This is a genomic window from Duganella sp. 1411 (assembly GCF_017833525.1).
In the GTDB taxonomy this organism is placed as follows: domain Bacteria; phylum Pseudomonadota; class Gammaproteobacteria; order Burkholderiales; family Burkholderiaceae_D; genus Rugamonas.
The window spans coordinates 1,629,153-1,644,933 of record NZ_JAFICD010000001.1 but is presented as its reverse complement, the minus strand read 5'-3'; the positions used below and the strand labels follow the sequence as shown (position 1 = coordinate 1,644,933).

Genomic DNA, 15,781 nt, shown 5'->3' with positions numbered 1-15,781 from the left:
CCGGTCCGCGCTTACCACGGGGTGCCGGGATAGACCATCTTGCCGGTGGCGTTTTGCGGCGGCCAGACGATGACGATGTTTTTGCCCTGGTGCTGCGCCATGCGGTGGACGAAGTTGGGATTGTCGCCATTGGCGCCGAACCGCACCCGCCCGATCAAGGTTTCGCGGTCGGTCTTGCGCAGCTCCTCGGCCACGCCGCCTTTCTTGACCGTGCCCTTGTCGGCCGCGCGGGCGATCGCCTCGAACAGCAGCATCGATTGCACATAGCCGAACTGGCCCAGGTAATCCGGCTCTTTTTTGTACAGCGCCTTGTACGCGGCGGCGAAGGCCTTGCCGTCGGCGGTGTCGAAGGTGGCGGGGAAGGGCAGCAGCGCGGTGCCGTACACGTTCGGCATCAGGTCGGGGAATTCGGCCGCCATCTTGGGCGTCGCCAGCGACCATACGCCGATCAGCGCCTTGACGGGCGGCTTGAGCACGCGCGCCGCGCGCAGGATGCCGACGTAATCGTTCTCGTAGCCGACCATCAGTATCACGTCGGACTTGTCCTGCAGCCGGATCTTGTTGACGATCGGCTTGAAGTCGGTGATGGCCGGATCGAAGGAGTGCGCGGTAGCCTTCACGCTTTTGGCCGCCAGCGCCTTTTGCACGGAGCCGGCCAGGTCGGAGGTGGCTTCCTTGGTCGAGAAGACGATGGACACGGATTTCGCGCCCATGTCGGCCAAGGTGCCCAACACGGCTTTTTCGTAGCCGGCGGTGTTATTGATGCGGAAAAAATTCTTGCGCCCGCTGTTGACCAGGCTATCGTCGACACCGCCGGAGGTGATGTAGGGCAGTCCCAGTTTGTTGGCCGCGTCGGAGGCGGGGGCGATGTTATTGGAGCCGTAGCCGCCGGTGACGGCGATGGCGCCTTCGCTGGCCAGCTTCTCGACCGCCGCCACCGCCTTGGCCGGCGCCGACTCGTCGTCGATGGTGACGATCTTGATCTTGTGCTTGCCGTTGTTCCTGTTGAAGACATCGGCGGCGACCATCACGCCCTCCTGCATGCCGGCGCCCACCCGCGCCAGCGTTCCGGTCAGCGGCAGCTGCGCGCCGACGATGAATTCCTCCGCGTGCGCGCGGACCGCCAACATTGCCGTCATCAGCACCGCGATCGACGCGGCCATCGTTATTTTTCTCATGACTGTCTCCACCTTTTCCGGTTATTTTTGTGCCAGTTGCCGCAGCTGTCCTTTCAAGATCTTGCCGGTCGTCGCTGCTGGCAGGGTTTGCATCGTGATGATCTCCGACGGGATTTTGTACGGCGACAGCCGGCCCGCCAGGTACTGCTGTAATTCCTCGGTCGACACGCGATGGCGCGGATCGAGTTCGACGAAGGCCACCACCTCCTCGTTGCCGTTGCCGTCGCCGGCGTCGCGGCCCACCACCGCCGCCTGCGTCACCGCCGGGTGGGCGTTCAACACCGTCTCCACCTCCAGCGGGTAGACGTTGAAGCCGGAACGGATGATCAGCTCCTTGGTGCGCCCGACGATGAACAATGCGCCGTCGGCGTCCCGGCGCGCCATGTCGCCGGTGTTGATCCAGCCGCCGGGGCGCATCGCCGCCGCCGTCATCTCCGGCTCGCGGTAATAGCCGAGCATGATGTTCGGGCCGCGCACCCACAGTTCGCCGTCCATGCCCGTCGCCACATCCGCGCCGGCCACGTCGACCACGCGCACCTCCACGCCGGGGATGGCCATGCCCACCGAGGCGTCGCCGCGCGGCTGGTCCAGGCGGGTCTGGCTGACCGTCGGCGAGGTCTCCGTCATGCCGTAGCCGTTGTGCAGCGGGACGCCGAGCAGCCGCTCCACCTGCGTCTTGAGCGTGGGCGCCAGCGGCGAGCCGCCGGCGTAGGCGAAGCGTAGCCGGTTCTTCAGCCGTGGCGGTTGGCCGTCGTCCCCGGTGCCCAGCTTTTCCAGCAAGCGCGCGTACATCGCCGGTACGCCCTGCAGGATGGTCAGGCGGTGGTGGCGGATCGCCTTGATCAGCGCGTCGGGCGTGAAGCGCGGGCACAGGTACAGGCAGGCGCCCGCGTATAAGGTGCCCAGCATGACCGAGGCCAGTCCATAGACGTGCGTGATCGGCAGCACCCCGTAGGCGCGGTCGTGCGGCGTCAGGCCGCGCAGCGTACTCGAAATGGCGGCGATGAACAAGAGGTTGCGGTGCGTGAGCATCACGCCTTTGGGATGGCCGGTGGTGCCGGTGGTGTAGATCAGCGCCGCCACCTGGCGCTCGGGCGAGGCATGCGCCGGTTCCGGCGCGCTGCCGGCGTTCAGCGCGCCGACCATCCATTCGCAGGCGTCGAACGGCGGCTGCGCCGGCTCGGCGCCATGGCGCTGCCCGTGGGCCGTTGTTTCGGGGGAGGCTGGCATCGATGTGTAGATCACCCGCCGCGCGCCGCTGTGGTCGAGGATCTGGTCCACCTCGCGCGCCGAGAGGCGGCCGTTGACGTGGACGATCCAGGCGTCGATGTCGGCGGCGGCGAAGGTCAGCACCACCTGCGCCACGCAGTTCTCGCCGACCACCATCAGGCGGTCGCCGGCACGCACATCGAGCCGGCGCAGTAGCGCGGCGGTGTGATCGACCGCCTCCGCCAACTGCGCGTAGCTCCAGTGCCGCCGGCCGTCGTGCAGCGCGGGCGCGTCCGGCGCGCGCGTCGACCAGCGGCGCGCAATGCCGCTGATTCGGTCCGGCAGCGATGCCAGAACCTGCTCGACGTCGATCTGGTTCATCCGGCCCGCGCCGGGGTTTGCTGCTCTGTTGTCATGGGGTCCCTCTCGGAAGCCCCCAATGTGCCGATTCGGCCAGACCCTGTCAAGCTTTGATGTCGATCAGCGTGCCGAGGTTTTCGTCGGCCGCCTGTATTACTTTGGCCGACAGGTCGAACTGCGCTTTATAAACCAGCGAGTTGGTGGTCTCGGTGGCGAAGTCGGTGCCGCTGGTTTCCGACGACTGCAACTGGCGGCCCTGCACCGACAGCGAGACGCCGCCGCCGGCCGGCGCGCTCTCCTGGAACGTCGCCCGCGCCGGCTGGAAGTTCGCGGTGGCCATATTGGCGACCGAGTGCGCGCTGTTGGCGAGCGCGCCGGCGCTGGCCTGCAGGCCGGAGGTGGCGGTGTGGAGAGCGGCTATCGACATGGTAGTGATCTTTCGATTATTCCCGTATGGAAACTCAGCACAGTTTAACCGATATATTGCCCAGATGTACGTTAACTGGATCGTTAGACAATGAAAATGGTGGGTAAGCCGACGTTTCTGTGCTAATCTGCGCCCCTTGTTGTTTTTGAGAAATAATCAGGGAGTAGTAAACATGGCGTTTTTTGATTTTCTGGAGAAGGACCGCACGGTGGCGGGGTCCGGCTTCAACCGCTGGCTGGTGCCGCCGGCGGCGTTGGCGATCCACCTTTGCATCGGCATGGCGTACGGGTTTTCGGTGTTCTGGCTGCCGCTGTCGCGCGCGGTCGGCGTCACCGAGCCGCTGGCCTGCGCGGCCGAGATGGATCTGATGGCCCGCATCCTGTCGTCGACCTGCGACTGGCAGATCTCGATGCTGGGCTGGATGTACACGATGTTCTTCGTCTTCCTCGGCCTGTCGGCCTGGCTGTTCGGCGGCTGGCTGGAACACGCCGGTCCGCGCAAGGCGGGCGTGGTGTCGGCTTTGTGCTGGTGCGGCGGCCTGGTGATCTCGGCGCTGGGCGTCTATCAGCACCAGATCTGGTTGATGTGGATCGGTTCGGGCGTCATCGGCGGTATCGGCCTGGGTCTGGGCTACATCTCGCCGGTGTCGACGCTGATCAAATGGTTCCCGGACCGCCGCGGCATGGCGACCGGCATGGCCATCATGGGCTTCGGCGGCGGCGCCATGATCGGCGCACCGCTGGCCGACATGCTGATGAAGCACTTCGCCAACGCCGGCTCGGTCGGCGTCTGGCAAACCTTCCTGGCGATGGCGGCGATCTATTTCGTCTTCATGATGGCGGGCGCGCTGTCGTACCGCGTGCCGGCCAGCGGCTGGAAACCGGCCGGCTGGACGCCGCCGGCGACCAACGCCAACGCCATGATCACCACCCGCCACGTCCACGCCAGCAAAGTGTGGGGCATCCCGCAATTCTGGCTGGTGTGGCTGGTGCTGTGCCTGAACGTGACGGCCGGTATCGGCATCCTGGGCATGGCCTCGCCGCTGCTGCAGGAGATCTTCGGCGGCCAGCTGCTGGGCGTGACCACCGCGTTCAACGAGTTGACCCTGGCGCAGAAGGGCCAGATCGCCGCCATCGCCGCCGGCTTCACCGGCCTGCTGTCGCTGTTTAATATCGGCGGCCGTTTCGTGTGGGCGTCGTGCTCCGACTTCCTGGGCCGCAAAGTCACCTACGGCATCTTCGTCGTGCTCGGTTTCGCGCTGTACGCGTCGATTCCATCGATGGCGCACGGCGGCCATCTGGCGCTGTTCGTCGGCTTCTTCTGCGTCATCCTGTCGATGTACGGCGGCGGCTTCGCCACGGTTCCGGCCTACCTGGCCGACTTGTTCGGCACGCAGATGGTCGGCGCCATCCACGGCCGTCTGTTGACTGCATGGGCCGCCGCCGGCGTGTTCGGCCCGATCCTGGTCAACTACGTGCGCGAGTACCAGATCGCCAACGGCGTGCCGAAGGCGCAGGCCTACGACTTCACCATGTACGTGCTGGCGGGCCTGCTGCTGGCCGGCCTGGTGTGCAACCTGCTGGTGCGCCCGATCGCCGACAAGCACTTCATGACCGACGCCGAACTGGCGGCCGAGAAGAAGCTGGCGCACGAGCGCGACGCCGCCGCATCGACCGGCGCGGCCGCCGCGTCGGGCGGCACCACCAGCCCGCTGGCGGTCGCGTTCGGCTGGCTGGCGGTCGGCATCCCGATGGCCATCGGCATCTCCATCACGGTGCAGAAAGCCTCGGTATTGTTTAAGTAAGCTTGTCGATCAAGTCGGCGGGCGGCGGGGCCGGTTCAGCGTTGTGCTGGACCGGCCCCGTTTTTTTATGGATATATTGCTGCTTGTCATTGGCCGATGGCACCAATGTTGAACAGGGGCAAAGCAAGGAAGCGAAGACGGGACAATTTTCGTGCATGGCGGTTCGGTGCACGTTTGATCTAGATCATACGGCGCGCATCGGGGTGACGTAGCCTTGGCATTCGCGCTGCAGACGCGTTGTCGAAACCGGACCGACACAATCGAGAACTCCCCAACCACAGAATTTCCAGGGCAACCCTTTTACCTTCTTTTTCGAGGCACAGTTATGTATCCATTTTCCCAATCAGTTACCCCAGCAGCCAGAACCCATCTGGAAGCGCAGTTGTCGTTCTTCAACGACATGTCGAAATCCATCTTCCGTACCGTCCAGCAATACAGCGACCTCAACATCCAACTGGCGCAAACCTTGCTGGAAGAAGGTACGCTGACCAGCCACAAATTCATCACCGCAAATCGTCCGACCGAAGCGATCGCCGCCGCAGCCGCGCACGCGCAGCCTGCCGCCGAAAAGCTGCGCGCCTACCAGCAGCATCTGTCGCGGATTGCCGCCGACACCCAGGTGGACCTGTCCAAAGTCGCCGAAGAGCACGTGCAGGAAACCAGCCGCACCGCCAAGGCTTTGGCCGAAGAGGTGGCACGCGTGACGTCGGAGGAAACGGAAAAAACCCTGCGCAGCCAGCAGGACGCGGTCAGCAAGTTCACCGATCCGTTCATGAGCGACGGCGCGCGCCAGTCGCGCGCCAACGAAATGCGCGGCAGCCAGTCGCTGCAGAGCGCCGGTCAGAATGGTATCGAAAGCCAGCCGGGCAGCATGCAGGGTGGCCAGCAAGGCACGCAGGCACAAACGGCGGCCCAGGCGGCCGCGCAGGGCAGCAAGCAAGCCGGAGCCCGCAAGGAAACTTGATACCGGCTGCAATAAAATAAAACGAGATTTGCCGTGTGCGGGGTCGAGGATCGCCGCGCGCGGCATTTTTTTCGTCCATGCCTTATCATGGACAGCTTGTTGCTGTCTGGAGATAATCATGACGAATTCCACCACCGCGCAGCCGGAGTCGCTGCACATCGTTTGCCCTCATTGCGACGCGGTCAACCGCGTGCCGGCGGCCAGGCTGTCGGCGGAGCCGGTGTGCGGCAAGTGCCAGCGCGCGTTGTTCACCGGACAGCCGGTGGATTTGTCGAGCGCGCGCTTTCTCAAGCATATCGAGCGCAGCGACATTCCGGTGCTGGTGGACTTTTGGGCGCCGTGGTGCGGCCCGTGCCGCACGATGGCGCCGTTTTACGCGCAGGCGACCCAGCGGCTGGAGCCAGGGTTCCGCGTGGTCAAGGTCAACACCGAAGAAGCGCAGGATTTATCGGCGCGCTATGCGATCCGCAGCATTCCTACGCTGGCGCTGTTCAAGGGTGGACGAGAAATCGCGCGCCAGCCGGGGGCGATGGACGCGACCAACATCGTCGCGTGGGCGACGCAGAACAATCGCAGGTGAGGGATTCTGGATACACGTAGGGCGGATTAGGCGGAACGCCGTAATCCGCCATGTGTGAGCCGCCGACGAAGCCTGCTATTCGGCGGCGCGCTCCAGCCACTTGCGTATGCCGTCGAGCGTACGAAAATCGGCGACCGACCGCGTATTGATATGAGGATGCCGCGCTTGCAGCATCTTCGCCAGCGCCGACCCCGGCCCCAGTTCCAGCGCATACGTGATGCCGGCCTCGCCGCAAGCGTCCATGCAGGCCAACCAGCGGATTTTCTCGGCCAACTGGCGCGACAGCAGCTCCACCGCCTGCTCCTTGCCGCCGACCGCGGCCGCGCTCACGCCGGCCAACACCGGCGCCGCCATGCGCCCGAAATCCACCTGCCGCAGCACATCGGCGAACGGCCGCACCGCGTCTTGCATATACGGCGTATGCGACGCCACTTCAACCGGCAGCCGAGTGCATCTTCCGCCCGCCGCGACGACGGCCGCCTCCAGCGCCATCGCCGCCTGCGCGGAGCCGCCGGCGATGCTGGCGTCGTCCCCGGTCTCTATGCTGATATGAAAAGCGTGCGCCGTCGCCAGCTCCTCAAGCCGTTTCGACGCAAGACCCGACAACGCCACCAGCGCCTGTCCCGGATGCCGCGCCAGACACGCGTCCATCAACTGCGCGCGCTGGGCCGCCAGCCCGGCCGCGGTGGCGGCGTCGAACGCACCGGCGACGCCATAAGCGGACAATTCGCCGATGCTGTACCCGGCCACCAGTGCCGGTGGCGGCGCGAACTCCCGGATCGCCTCCCACATGCCCAGCGTGGCGGCCACGATCAGCGGCTGCGCGTTGCCGTTGGCGTAGATGTCCACGCCGGCCGCATTGGACCCACCACCGGCGAGTGCACCGCGCGCCGCCGGCGGCATGACGCCCTGGAGACCGTCGAGCAGCGCCCGCGCCACGGGACTGGTGCGCGCCAGGTCGAACATCCCCGCGTGTTGCCCGCCCTGGCCGGGACAGAGTAGCAGCAGACGTGATTGGGCGCCGTACGACATGATCACCGCCAATCCGCGTCCAGCGCGGCGATGGATTGCACAAGGCAGCTTGCCGCCAGCAGATCGGCGGCGCCGCCTGGCGACAGCCGCCGTTCAACGAACACCCGATGGCTGGCCAGGGCCGACGCGTGCCAGTCGCAGTTGGCCGTGCCACCGGCGTCAAGAAAGCGCCGCGCATGCAGCCTCACGGTCCGCGCGCCTTGCGGGCCGGCGCGGTGGTAGACGTTGCTGTCGCTGATGTGCGCCATCAGCGCGAACAGCGCGTCGATGCGGGCCATCGTCATGGTGGCGCCACGCGCGCGCGCGGCTTGCAGCGCCGGCACGCCGATCTCGAACACCGACGGCAGTCCAAGCGCGCCTTCTTCCCGTGCGCCGCTCGCCGCGTAGCGCGCCGCCACGCGCAGGCCGTTGCTTGTCGCCGCCGGGACGGAGGGCGCGCTGGCGTGCATGGCCAGCTCCTCGCCCCAACGTATCAGCATCGTGGCGCGCAGCGCCGCCGGCGTCGTTGGCGTGCCTTGCGCGTGGGCGCGGCCCGCCGCCGCGCACAGCAGGCCAAGACTGAAGATGGCGCCGCGATGCGTATTGACGCCCCGCGTCGCCTTCAACATCGCCGTCTCCGCCGCGATGCCCAGCTGCTTCAGGCGCGCGAAAGGAGCGTCGTTCAGTCCCGCCAGGCAGATGCTTTTGAAATAGTGACGCAACGAGAACAGGCTGCGCATGAAGGTGGACGCGTCCATGTCGGTGTGGCTGCCCGTGTCGACCAGCGACACCAGTCCCGGTTTCGGATACAGGCATAGCTCGGCGTGGAGGCTGCCGACGGCAAGCCGCGCGACCTCGCCGGCGTAGCGTCGTTGCGCCGCAGGACTTGGGGCTTGTGACGCGACGCGTGGAATGAGCGCGCGCGAGACGTGGGCAAGGGTGGTGGCTTGCATCATGCCGGGTCCAGTAGCGCCAGCAGCGACGCGGTGTCCGCCAGGCGCACCGCGTGCAGCTCCTTGACGATCACCTTTGCGGGATTGGCCATCGCCATTTGCCATTCCTTCCACGATACGGCGGCGCCGCCGGGAAAGACGATCTCACCGTCGACTGGCAATCGCGCGGCGTGGCGTGACAGCGTCGCGACGCCTTCCTCAAGGTGTCGCCGGCTGGCGGGGTGGAACAGGAGATCGATATCCGACGTCGGCGACACATACGGCAGGCCGGTGATGGCCTCCATCGCGTGCGATCCGTACACCCGCAGACGCAGGCCGGCGGCATCGCGCTCCAGCGCGGCCAACGGCGCGCGTTCTGTGTTCGACGACTGTAGCACGGCTGCCAATTCCATCGCGCCGGTCGTCTTTCTGATATGCCGCACCTGCGCGCGCAGCGAAATGCGCACCTTTGTGCCGGTGTCTTCGTCGGGCGGCAAGGGTAAGCCGAGACAGATCTCATCGTCCGCCGCGTCGGCGTCGGCGCGCCGCACGATCAGCGGCCAGGATTGGTTTTGCCACAGCGTGAAGGCGGCATTGTGCTGCGGTTCGGTGGTGGCCTGCGCGGCGTTCCAGCCCGCGTCCTCCAGCCACACCAGCATATGCCGCTCCCATGCCCGCTCCGTGCCGGCATTTTCAGGCGGCGCGTACATCGCCGTCCGTCATGACCGCTTCGATCACCGGCTGCGCCAGGCGTCGTCCGCCGCGTTCGAGGCCCAGCGCGCTGCGCTGGTCGCCGGCGGCCGGTTCGGCCAGCGCCGCGCGCAGTTGCGCGGCCAGGTCGCCTTCCCAGATCGCCTGCAGGCCGCCCATGCGCAGGTAGTTTTCCGGTCCCGGCGCGAACACGGGATTACTTTGCGCCAGTTCGGTCAAGCGTTCTTCGGGCACCTTGGTGATGCGCGCCATCGCCGGCAAACCCATGACGCGAATGGTGGCGTCGGGCAGGGCGTAGCAGGCGTCGGCCATCAGACCACTGGTGATGAAGCCGCCCGACAAAGCCTGGTCGTACACCAGGCCGATGATCTTATGGCCCCTGCGCCGCGCCAGGTCCACGCATTTTCCCAGGTGGGCCATATAGCTATTGATGCCCAACATTTCGTCGCGGTGGCGCAGGCGCTGGCCCTGCGTATCGATCAGCATCAGTATCGGTCTGCCGGGGAATTCGCGCACCGTGTCCAGTATGGCGCGGGCCTGCGCCAGCGCGATCTCCACGCCGATGGGCGTGTGCGCGGTGGTGCCGATCACCTGCACCGTTTCACCGTCCACCTGACCGCCGCCGCACAGGAAATCGTCTTTTTCGACGATCGAGTGACCTTGCGGGAACAGTGCGTCTGCCAGTTTTTTGCTATCCATGTCAGGCTCCCATGCGGCGCGTTGCGGCCGCCGCGATAAAACTATCCACTTCCAGCATCGGCACGTTGGCCGCGTCTGGGATTTGCATGGCGCTCCAGATGTCGACCGGGTCGGGCAGGTCGCCGAAGCGGGCGATGCGCTCGCCCAGCATCCGCTGTTCGGCCTCCAGCGCCTCCAGCGACAGTTCCGCCGGCTCGCTGGCGTACTGCGCCACCGCTTCGCGCGCGGCCGCGCGGAAGGCGGCGATGTCGTCGGCCACGATGCGCTGGCAGTCGCCCATCAGATAGCGATGCTTGCCGCCGGTGCTGCGCCAGACCAGCGCGCGGTCGCGCGAATCGAATTCCTCGACGCCGTTGGCCGTTTCGATCACTTCCGGGCCGGACATCGCCAGCCGTCCTTCCTCCGACATCACCACCACGTTGGCGCAGCGCGAGACGATGCCCATGCCGCCGAAGGCGCCGTTGGAGCCGCCCACCAGCACGATCACCGGCACGCCGGCGGCGCGCGCGTCGAGCAGGGCGCGCATCACCTCCGATACCGCGATCAGGCCGGCGTTGGCCTCGTGCAGTCGCACACCGCCCGATTCCACCAGCAGCACAACCGCCGCGGCCTTGTCGGCGACGGCGCGGCGCAGCAGGCCGACCAGCTTCGCGCCGTGGACTTCGCCCACGGCGCCGCCCATGAATCCACCTTCCTGCGCCGCCGTGTAGACCGGGACGCCGCCGAGCAGCGCGCGGCCGACGGCCACACCGTCGTCGAACGCCACCGGCGCGTTCAGTTGCCCCAGGTGCGGGCTGATGACCCGTTTGTACGGCGGCAGGAATTCCTCGAAGCTGCCCGGATCGAACAGCTGTTGCAGGCGCTCGCGCGCGGTCGCTTCCTGATAACTGCTGGCGCGGATTGTGTTGACGGCGTTGGTCACGATGCTTCTCCCAGCATGGTTTGCACGGCCTGGTCGAGCCGCAGGCTGACCACCGCCGGCGTGGCGCCCATGTCGTTGATCGAAATGCGGGTATCGGCCAGCAGCCAGCGCGCGTGGAAGTCGTTCATCACGGCTTGCCAGATCGGGCCGAAGCCGACGGCTGCCGTGGTGATTTCGATGGTGCAGGCGCCATCGAGCGCGGCCGGCTCGATCAGCACTTCCAGATTGCCGGAACCGACCACGCCGACCACTTGCGGGCCGGTTGTAAGGCGCTGGGTTCCATGCTCGAATCGGTAGTTCAGGGTTTCCATAGTTATTCCTTTACCAGTTGCGGAAACGCTTGGGCGGCTGATACAAACCGCCCGATGCGCGCACCAGGTCCTTCATATTGCGGGCGGCCAGCAGATCGCGCGTGGCCAGGCGTTTGTCGATGCCCAGGTCCTCGGCGCGCTGGATGATGCCACGGTCGCGCAGATTCTCCACCATGCGCGCGTCGCGTCCCAGTCCGACCGGCGTGTAGCCGGCCACGCCGCGTATCGCCTGCTCGCGTTCCTCGTCGGTGCGGCACATCAGCAGGTTGGCGATGCCTTCCTCGGTCAGGATGTGGGTGACGTCGTCGCCGTAGATCATCACCGGCGGAATCGCCATCTTGGCCTGTTCCATCAGTTCCCAGGCGTCGAGCCTTTCGACGAAGGCCGGTTGCATGTGCTCGCGGAAGGTTTCCACCATCTGCACCACCAGCTTCTGGCCGCGCGGGATCGTGTTGCGGCCCTCGCGCGCCTGCTGGCCCGCCTTCAGCCACGCCGGGCTGGCATGGCGCCGTCCGCGCGCGTCGGCGCCCATGTTGGAGGCGCCGCCGAAGCCGGAGATGCGGCCCGCCGTCGCCGTCGACGAATTACCCTGCAAATCGATCTGCAGGGTCGAGCCGATGAACATGTCGCAGGCGTAGTGGCCGGCGGCCTGGCACATGGCGCGGTTGCTGCGCATGGTGCCGTCCGGGCCGATGGCGAAGACGTCCGGCCGCGCGTGGATATAGTCCTCCATGCCCAGCTCCGAGCCGAACGAGTGCACCGATTGCACGAATCCCGCCTCGATCGCCGGGATCAGCGCCGGGTGCGGATTGAGCGCCCAGTGCTTGCCGATCTTGCCGCGCAGGCCGAGCGACTCGGCGTAGGTGGGCAGCAGCAGCTCGATGGCGGCGGTGTCGAAGCCGATGCCGTGGTTCAGGCGCTGCACGCCGTATTCCGCGTAGATGCCCTTGATGGCCATCATCGCCATCAGCACCTGGATTTCCGAGATCTGCGCCGGATCGCGCGTGAACAGCGGTTCTATATAGTAGGGGCGCGGCGACTGCACGACGAAATCGACCCAGTCGCCCGGCACGTCGACGCGCGGCACGCTGTCGACGATGCGGTTGACCTGGACGATGACGATGCCCTGCTTGAAGGCGGTCGCCTCGACGATGGCCGGCGTGTCCTCCGTGTTCGGTCCCGTGTATAGGTTGCCATGGCGGTCGGCCGCTTCCGCCGCGATCAGGCACACGCGCGGCGGCAGGTCGATGAAGTAGCGGCTAAACAGCTCCAGATAGGTGTGGATCGCGCCGATATTGAGCTTGCCGGCGGAGGCCAGTCGCGCCACGCGCGCCGCCTGCGGCCCGGAGAAGGAAAAATCGAGCTTGGAGGCGACGCCGCGCTCGAACACGTCCAGATGCTCCGGCAGCGCCAGCACCGACTGCAGCATGTGCAGGTTGTTGACCCGCTCCGGATTCAGATGCGCCAGCGCGTGGCCGAGGAAGTCGGCCTGCTTCTGGTTGTTCCCCTCAAGGCAAACACGGTCGCCGCACTCGATCACCGCGTGCAGCAGATCGGCGATGCGCGCGGCCGGCAGGCTTTTGCCCGCCAGGTCGGTGCCCAGTTCCGTGCCGGCCCGCTTCAATCTCGCAGCGCGGTTTTGCTGCAAGGTGTTCCATGCGGCGACTGTCATTTACTTTGCTCCCATAATCATGTCAGGCAGGCCTGTGGCGATGGACGGGACCAGGCATAACAAAATCACCGCCACGAACATCAGCACCAGGAAGGGGAATACGCCCCAGATCACATCCTTGAGCGGTATGTCTGGCGCGATGTTCTTGATAACGAATATATTGAGCCCCACCGGCGGATGGATCAAGCCCATTTCCATCACCACCGTCATCACCACGCCGAACCAGATCAGGTCGAAACCCGCGTCCTTCAACGGCGGCAGGATGATCGGCGCCGTCATCAGGATGATCGACACCGGCGGCAGGAAGAAACCGAACACCACCACCATCAGCAAAATCACGGCCAGCAGCAGCCATTTCGACAGGTGCAGGCCGACCACCCAGTTGGCGGCCGACTGGCTGATGTGCAGGTAGCTCATCACGTACGAATACAGCAGCGACATGCCGATGATCAGCAACAGCATCGTCGATTCCTTGATCGACGAGCTGAGGATGGGCGACAGGTCCTTCGGTCGCCAAACGCCGTAGATCACGGCCAGCAGCACCATCGCCAGCAGCGCGCCCAGGCCCGCCGTCTCGGACGGGGTGGCGAAGCCGCCGTACAGCGCGACCATCACGCCGATCAGCAGCACGATGAACGGCAGCACGCGCGGCAGCATCTCCACCTTTTGCTTCAGCGTGAAATGCTCGTCCTCGAGGTAGGGCGATTTTTCGCCGCCGTTCTGGTAGATGACCAGCGCGGCCTTGTATTCCTTCTGCGCGCGGTAGACGGCATAGCCGGCGAACAGCAACACCAGCAGCACGCCAGGGCCGATCCCGGCCAGGAACAGGCGGCCCAGCGACTGCTCGGCGGCGACCGCGTACAGGATCATCGTGATCGACGGCGGCAACAGGATGCCCAGCGTGCCGCCGGCGGCGATGATGCCGGCCGCGAAACCGGGTGAGTAGCCGCGCTTGCGCATTTCCGGTATCCCCGCCGAGCCGATGGCCGAGCAGGTGGCCGGCGAGGAGCCGGCCATGGCGGCGAACAGCGCGCAGGCGAACACGTTGGCGATACCGAGGCCGCCGGGGACCTTGTGCATCCACGTATGGATGGCCGAATACAGGTCCTTGCCGGCCGGTGACTTGCCGATCGCCGCGCCCTTGAGGATGAACAGCGGGATCGACAGCAGCGTGATCGACGCCATCTCCTCGTAGACGTTTTGCGTGATCGTGTCGAGCGAGGAGGCGGGCATGAAGAAGTACATAAAGCCGGTGGCGACGATGCCGAGCGCGAACGCGATCGGCATCCCGGAGAACATCACCACCAGCGTAACGGCGCCGTACAGCGCGCCCAGGGTCAGTTCACTCATGCCGCACGCTCCATCGTCGCTTTGTCGGGTGATTTATTGGTCATGCGCGCCAGCGTTTGCAGCACGATCTGCAAGGTCAGCAAGGTCATGCCGGCGGCCATCATCGAGTACGGTATCCACAGCGGCGGCGCGAAGGTCGACGAGGTGGTCTGGCCGTCGACCCAGGCTTCATGGAACAGCGTCCACGATTTCCACGAGAAGAAGGCGCAGAACGCCGCCGACATCACGTCGACGAACAGCAAGCGCGCCGCGTTGACGGCGCGCGGCAGCAACGGGGCCACCGCCTCGATGCCGATATGGCCGCGATGCGACTGCACGAACGCCGTGCAGAAGAATGTGACGCCGACCAGCATGAACACCGACGCCTCGTCCTGCCAGTCGGTGGGCGCATGGAAGAAGTAGCGCGACACCACCGAGTAGGTCAGCACGATGGCGGTCAGCACCAGCGCGATCATCGACAGCAGCAACAGCGCGCGGTTCAGCCGGTCGAGCAGCGCGGTTGCCGCCGCCACGATGGCGTTGTCGGGTGGCGCGGGGCCGCGCCCCGGCTCCAGCTCGACGCCGTGGCTCATAGCGTTTTCTCGGCCAGCTTCAGCAGCTTGGCGCAGTTATCGTTCTTTTCGCCGTAATCCTTCCAGGCGGTGGTGCGGGCGATGGCCTGCCATTTCTTCAGCGCGGCCGGATTCAGGTCGGCCACCTTGGCGCCCACTTTTTGATACACGGCCGCCACCTGCACGTCGTCGGCCTTGGCCGATTTCATGGCGAAGGCTTCCAGCTCGGCGCCGACGGCGAGAATGGTCGCCTGCTGTTCCTTGGTCAGCGCGTCGAAGATCGAGCGCGACATCATCAGCGGCTCGAACATGAACCAGTAGGCGCCGTTGCGGCCCGTGGTCAGCGCCTTCGACACTTCCTCCAGGCGGAACGAGATCAGCGAGGTGGAGGAGGTCAGCGCCGCCTCCATCGCGCCGGTCTGCATGGCGGCGTAGATCTCGTTGGATGGCAGCGACACGACGGCGGCGCCGGCGGCCTTGAGGATCAGGTCCATCTCGCGCGAGCCGCCGCGGATCTTCATGCCTTTGGCGTCTTCCGGATCGATCACCGGCTTGGTGCGCGAAGCGACGCCGCCGGCTTGCCAGATCCAGCTCACCAGCACGATGCCCTTTTCATACAGGATGCGACTGAGTTCCTTGCCCACTTCGGCGGTCTTCCAGCCGTACGCCTGTTCGTACGACGTCACCAGTCCCGGCATCAGGCCGATGTTCACCTCCGGGACCTCGCCGCCGGCGTACGACAGCGGCACCAGCGACAGATCGAGCGCGCCCTTGCGCATGGCCGAGAACTGGGCGTTGGTCTTCATCAGCGAGGAACCCGGATAGATCTCGAATTTCAGGCTGCCCTTGGAGCGTTTTTCCACTTCGGCCGCGAACATGCGGGTCATGCGGTCGCGGAAGTCGCCCTCGTTGATGGTGCCGCCCGGGAACTGGTGGGAAATCTTGAGCGTCTTGTTCTGTGCCCATGCCGGTTGGAACAACAACGGGCTGGCGGCCAGGGCGCCGAGTACGAACCTGCGGGTAATTGCGGGCATACATTTCTCCAAGAAAATTGATGTTTAGAAATATTATCTTTATTGCATACGTTATGCAATCTTCTT

16 protein-coding genes are annotated in these 15,781 nt (G+C 65.7%); 3 read left to right on the top strand and 13 right to left on the bottom strand.

The window, feature by feature from the left end; translation table 11 throughout:
* Positions 1-11: 11 nt before the first annotated feature.
* From JOD97_RS06645 to JOD97_RS06635, 3 genes are all read right to left on the bottom strand, one after another.
* Entirely contained in the window at positions 12-1,178 is a 1,167-nt protein-coding gene (locus JOD97_RS06645) for an ABC transporter substrate-binding protein (protein WP_209714473.1), read from the bottom strand.
* Positions 1,179-1,199: 21 nt separating this feature from the next.
* Positions 1,200-2,768: a class I adenylate-forming enzyme family protein gene (locus JOD97_RS06640; protein WP_209714471.1), complete on the bottom strand. Its 1,569-nt coding sequence runs from the start codon at positions 2,766-2,768 to the stop codon at positions 1,200-1,202.
* Between the two features lie 82 nt (positions 2,769-2,850).
* On the bottom strand, positions 2,851-3,174 hold the full coding sequence (locus JOD97_RS06635) for a flagellar basal body rod C-terminal domain-containing protein (protein WP_209714469.1): 324 nt from the start codon (positions 3,172-3,174) through the stop codon (positions 2,851-2,853).
* A gap of 172 nt (positions 3,175-3,346) precedes the next feature.
* Here JOD97_RS06635 and JOD97_RS06630 point away from each other — a divergent pair, with 172 nt between their 5' ends.
* The 3 genes from JOD97_RS06630 to trxC all read left to right on the top strand — a co-directional run bounded on the left by JOD97_RS06630 (position 3,347) and on the right by trxC (position 6,522).
* On the top strand, positions 3,347-4,978 hold the full coding sequence (locus JOD97_RS06630) for an OFA family MFS transporter (RefSeq protein WP_209714467.1): 1,632 nt from the start codon (positions 3,347-3,349) through the stop codon (positions 4,976-4,978).
* Between the two features lie 325 nt (positions 4,979-5,303).
* Positions 5,304-5,942 (top strand): TIGR01841 family phasin, encoded by a 639-nt coding sequence (gene phaP / locus JOD97_RS06625; protein ID WP_209714465.1) that lies wholly within the window; start codon positions 5,304-5,306, stop codon positions 5,940-5,942.
* A gap of 118 nt (positions 5,943-6,060) precedes the next feature.
* Entirely contained in the window at positions 6,061-6,522 is a 462-nt protein-coding gene (gene trxC, locus JOD97_RS06620) for a thioredoxin TrxC (protein WP_209714463.1), read from the top strand.
* A 75-nt stretch (positions 6,523-6,597) separates the two neighbouring features.
* On the opposite strand, the gene JOD97_RS06615 is transcribed toward trxC, so the two are convergent.
* The 10 genes from JOD97_RS06615 to dctP are packed head-to-tail and all read right to left on the bottom strand — an operon-like array spanning position 6,598 to position 15,715.
* The gene (locus JOD97_RS06615; protein ID WP_209714461.1) at positions 6,598-7,554 is read right to left on the bottom strand and encodes an ACP S-malonyltransferase; all 957 of its coding nucleotides are present in this window, start codon (positions 7,552-7,554) and stop codon (positions 6,598-6,600) included.
* 2 nt (positions 7,555-7,556) lie between these two features.
* Positions 7,557-8,489 carry a triphosphoribosyl-dephospho-CoA synthase MdcB gene (gene mdcB, locus JOD97_RS06610; RefSeq protein ID WP_209714459.1) on the bottom strand — a complete coding sequence of 311 codons (933 nt, stop codon included), beginning with the start codon at positions 8,487-8,489 and terminating at the stop codon, positions 7,557-7,559.
* The gene (gene mdcG / locus JOD97_RS06605; RefSeq protein WP_209714457.1) at positions 8,486-9,124 is read right to left on the bottom strand and encodes a malonate decarboxylase holo-[acyl-carrier-protein] synthase; all 639 of its coding nucleotides are present in this window, start codon (positions 9,122-9,124) and stop codon (positions 8,486-8,488) included. Before mdcG ends, mdcB begins: the two co-directional genes overlap by 4 nt.
* Positions 9,125-9,158: 34 nt before the next feature.
* Positions 9,159-9,875, bottom strand: a complete 717-nt coding sequence (gene mdcE, locus JOD97_RS06600; RefSeq protein ID WP_209714455.1) for a biotin-independent malonate decarboxylase subunit gamma — start codon at positions 9,873-9,875, stop codon at positions 9,159-9,161.
* Position 9,876: 1 nt separating this feature from the next.
* Positions 9,877-10,797, bottom strand: coding sequence for a biotin-independent malonate decarboxylase subunit beta (locus tag JOD97_RS06595; RefSeq protein ID WP_373999799.1), 921 nt, complete (start codon positions 10,795-10,797; stop codon positions 9,877-9,879).
* Complete coding sequence (mdcC, locus tag JOD97_RS06590; protein ID WP_209714453.1) at positions 10,794-11,108, bottom strand: malonate decarboxylase acyl carrier protein; 315 nt, start codon at positions 11,106-11,108, stop codon at positions 10,794-10,796. The genes JOD97_RS06595 and mdcC overlap by 4 nt, the downstream gene beginning before the upstream one ends.
* A 10-nt stretch (positions 11,109-11,118) precedes the next feature.
* Complete coding sequence (mdcA, locus tag JOD97_RS06585; RefSeq protein ID WP_209714450.1) at positions 11,119-12,780, bottom strand: malonate decarboxylase subunit alpha; 1,662 nt, start codon at positions 12,778-12,780, stop codon at positions 11,119-11,121.
* The gene (locus JOD97_RS06580) at positions 12,781-14,130 is read right to left on the bottom strand and encodes a TRAP transporter large permease (protein WP_209714447.1); all 1,350 of its coding nucleotides are present in this window, start codon (positions 14,128-14,130) and stop codon (positions 12,781-12,783) included.
* Positions 14,127-14,702, bottom strand: a complete 576-nt coding sequence (locus JOD97_RS06575; RefSeq protein ID WP_209714445.1) for a TRAP transporter small permease — start codon at positions 14,700-14,702, stop codon at positions 14,127-14,129. The genes JOD97_RS06580 and JOD97_RS06575 overlap by 4 nt, the downstream gene beginning before the upstream one ends.
* The gene (gene dctP, locus JOD97_RS06570; protein WP_209714443.1) at positions 14,699-15,715 is read right to left on the bottom strand and encodes a TRAP transporter substrate-binding protein DctP; all 1,017 of its coding nucleotides are present in this window, start codon (positions 15,713-15,715) and stop codon (positions 14,699-14,701) included. The genes JOD97_RS06575 and dctP overlap by 4 nt, the downstream gene beginning before the upstream one ends.
* Between the last annotated feature and the right edge of the window lie 66 nt (positions 15,716-15,781).

Bases quoted from the DNA above. Each gene is read 5' to 3' on its own strand.
- JOD97_RS06645 (WP_209714473.1), bottom strand. From the start codon at position 1,178: ATGAGAAAAATAACGATGGCCGCGTCGATCGCGGTGCTGATGACGGCA.
- JOD97_RS06640 (WP_209714471.1), bottom strand. From the start codon at position 2,768: ATGAACCAGATCGACGTCGAGCAGGTTCTGGCATCGCTGCCGGACCGA.
- JOD97_RS06635 (WP_209714469.1), bottom strand. From the start codon at position 3,174: ATGTCGATAGCCGCTCTCCACACCGCCACCTCCGGCCTGCAGGCCAGC.
- JOD97_RS06630 (WP_209714467.1), top strand. From the start codon at position 3,347: ATGGCGTTTTTTGATTTTCTGGAGAAGGACCGCACGGTGGCGGGGTCC.
- phaP (WP_209714465.1), top strand. From the start codon at position 5,304: ATGTATCCATTTTCCCAATCAGTTACCCCAGCAGCCAGAACCCATCTG.
- trxC (WP_209714463.1), top strand. From the start codon at position 6,061: ATGACGAATTCCACCACCGCGCAGCCGGAGTCGCTGCACATCGTTTGC.
- JOD97_RS06615 (WP_209714461.1), bottom strand. From the start codon at position 7,554: ATGTCGTACGGCGCCCAATCACGTCTGCTGCTACTCTGTCCCGGCCAG.
- mdcB (WP_209714459.1), bottom strand. From the start codon at position 8,489: ATGATGCAAGCCACCACCCTTGCCCACGTCTCGCGCGCGCTCATTCCA.
- mdcG (WP_209714457.1), bottom strand. From the start codon at position 9,124: ATGCTGGTGTGGCTGGAGGACGCGGGCTGGAACGCCGCGCAGGCCACC.
- mdcE (WP_209714455.1), bottom strand. From the start codon at position 9,875: ATGGATAGCAAAAAACTGGCAGACGCACTGTTCCCGCAAGGTCACTCG.
- mdcC (WP_209714453.1), bottom strand. From the start codon at position 11,108: ATGGAAACCCTGAACTACCGATTCGAGCATGGAACCCAGCGCCTTACA.
- mdcA (WP_209714450.1), bottom strand. From the start codon at position 12,780: ATGACAGTCGCCGCATGGAACACCTTGCAGCAAAACCGCGCTGCGAGA.
- JOD97_RS06580 (WP_209714447.1), bottom strand. From the start codon at position 14,130: ATGAGTGAACTGACCCTGGGCGCGCTGTACGGCGCCGTTACGCTGGTG.
- JOD97_RS06575 (WP_209714445.1), bottom strand. From the start codon at position 14,702: ATGAGCCACGGCGTCGAGCTGGAGCCGGGGCGCGGCCCCGCGCCACCC.
- dctP (WP_209714443.1), bottom strand. From the start codon at position 15,715: ATGCCCGCAATTACCCGCAGGTTCGTACTCGGCGCCCTGGCCGCCAGC.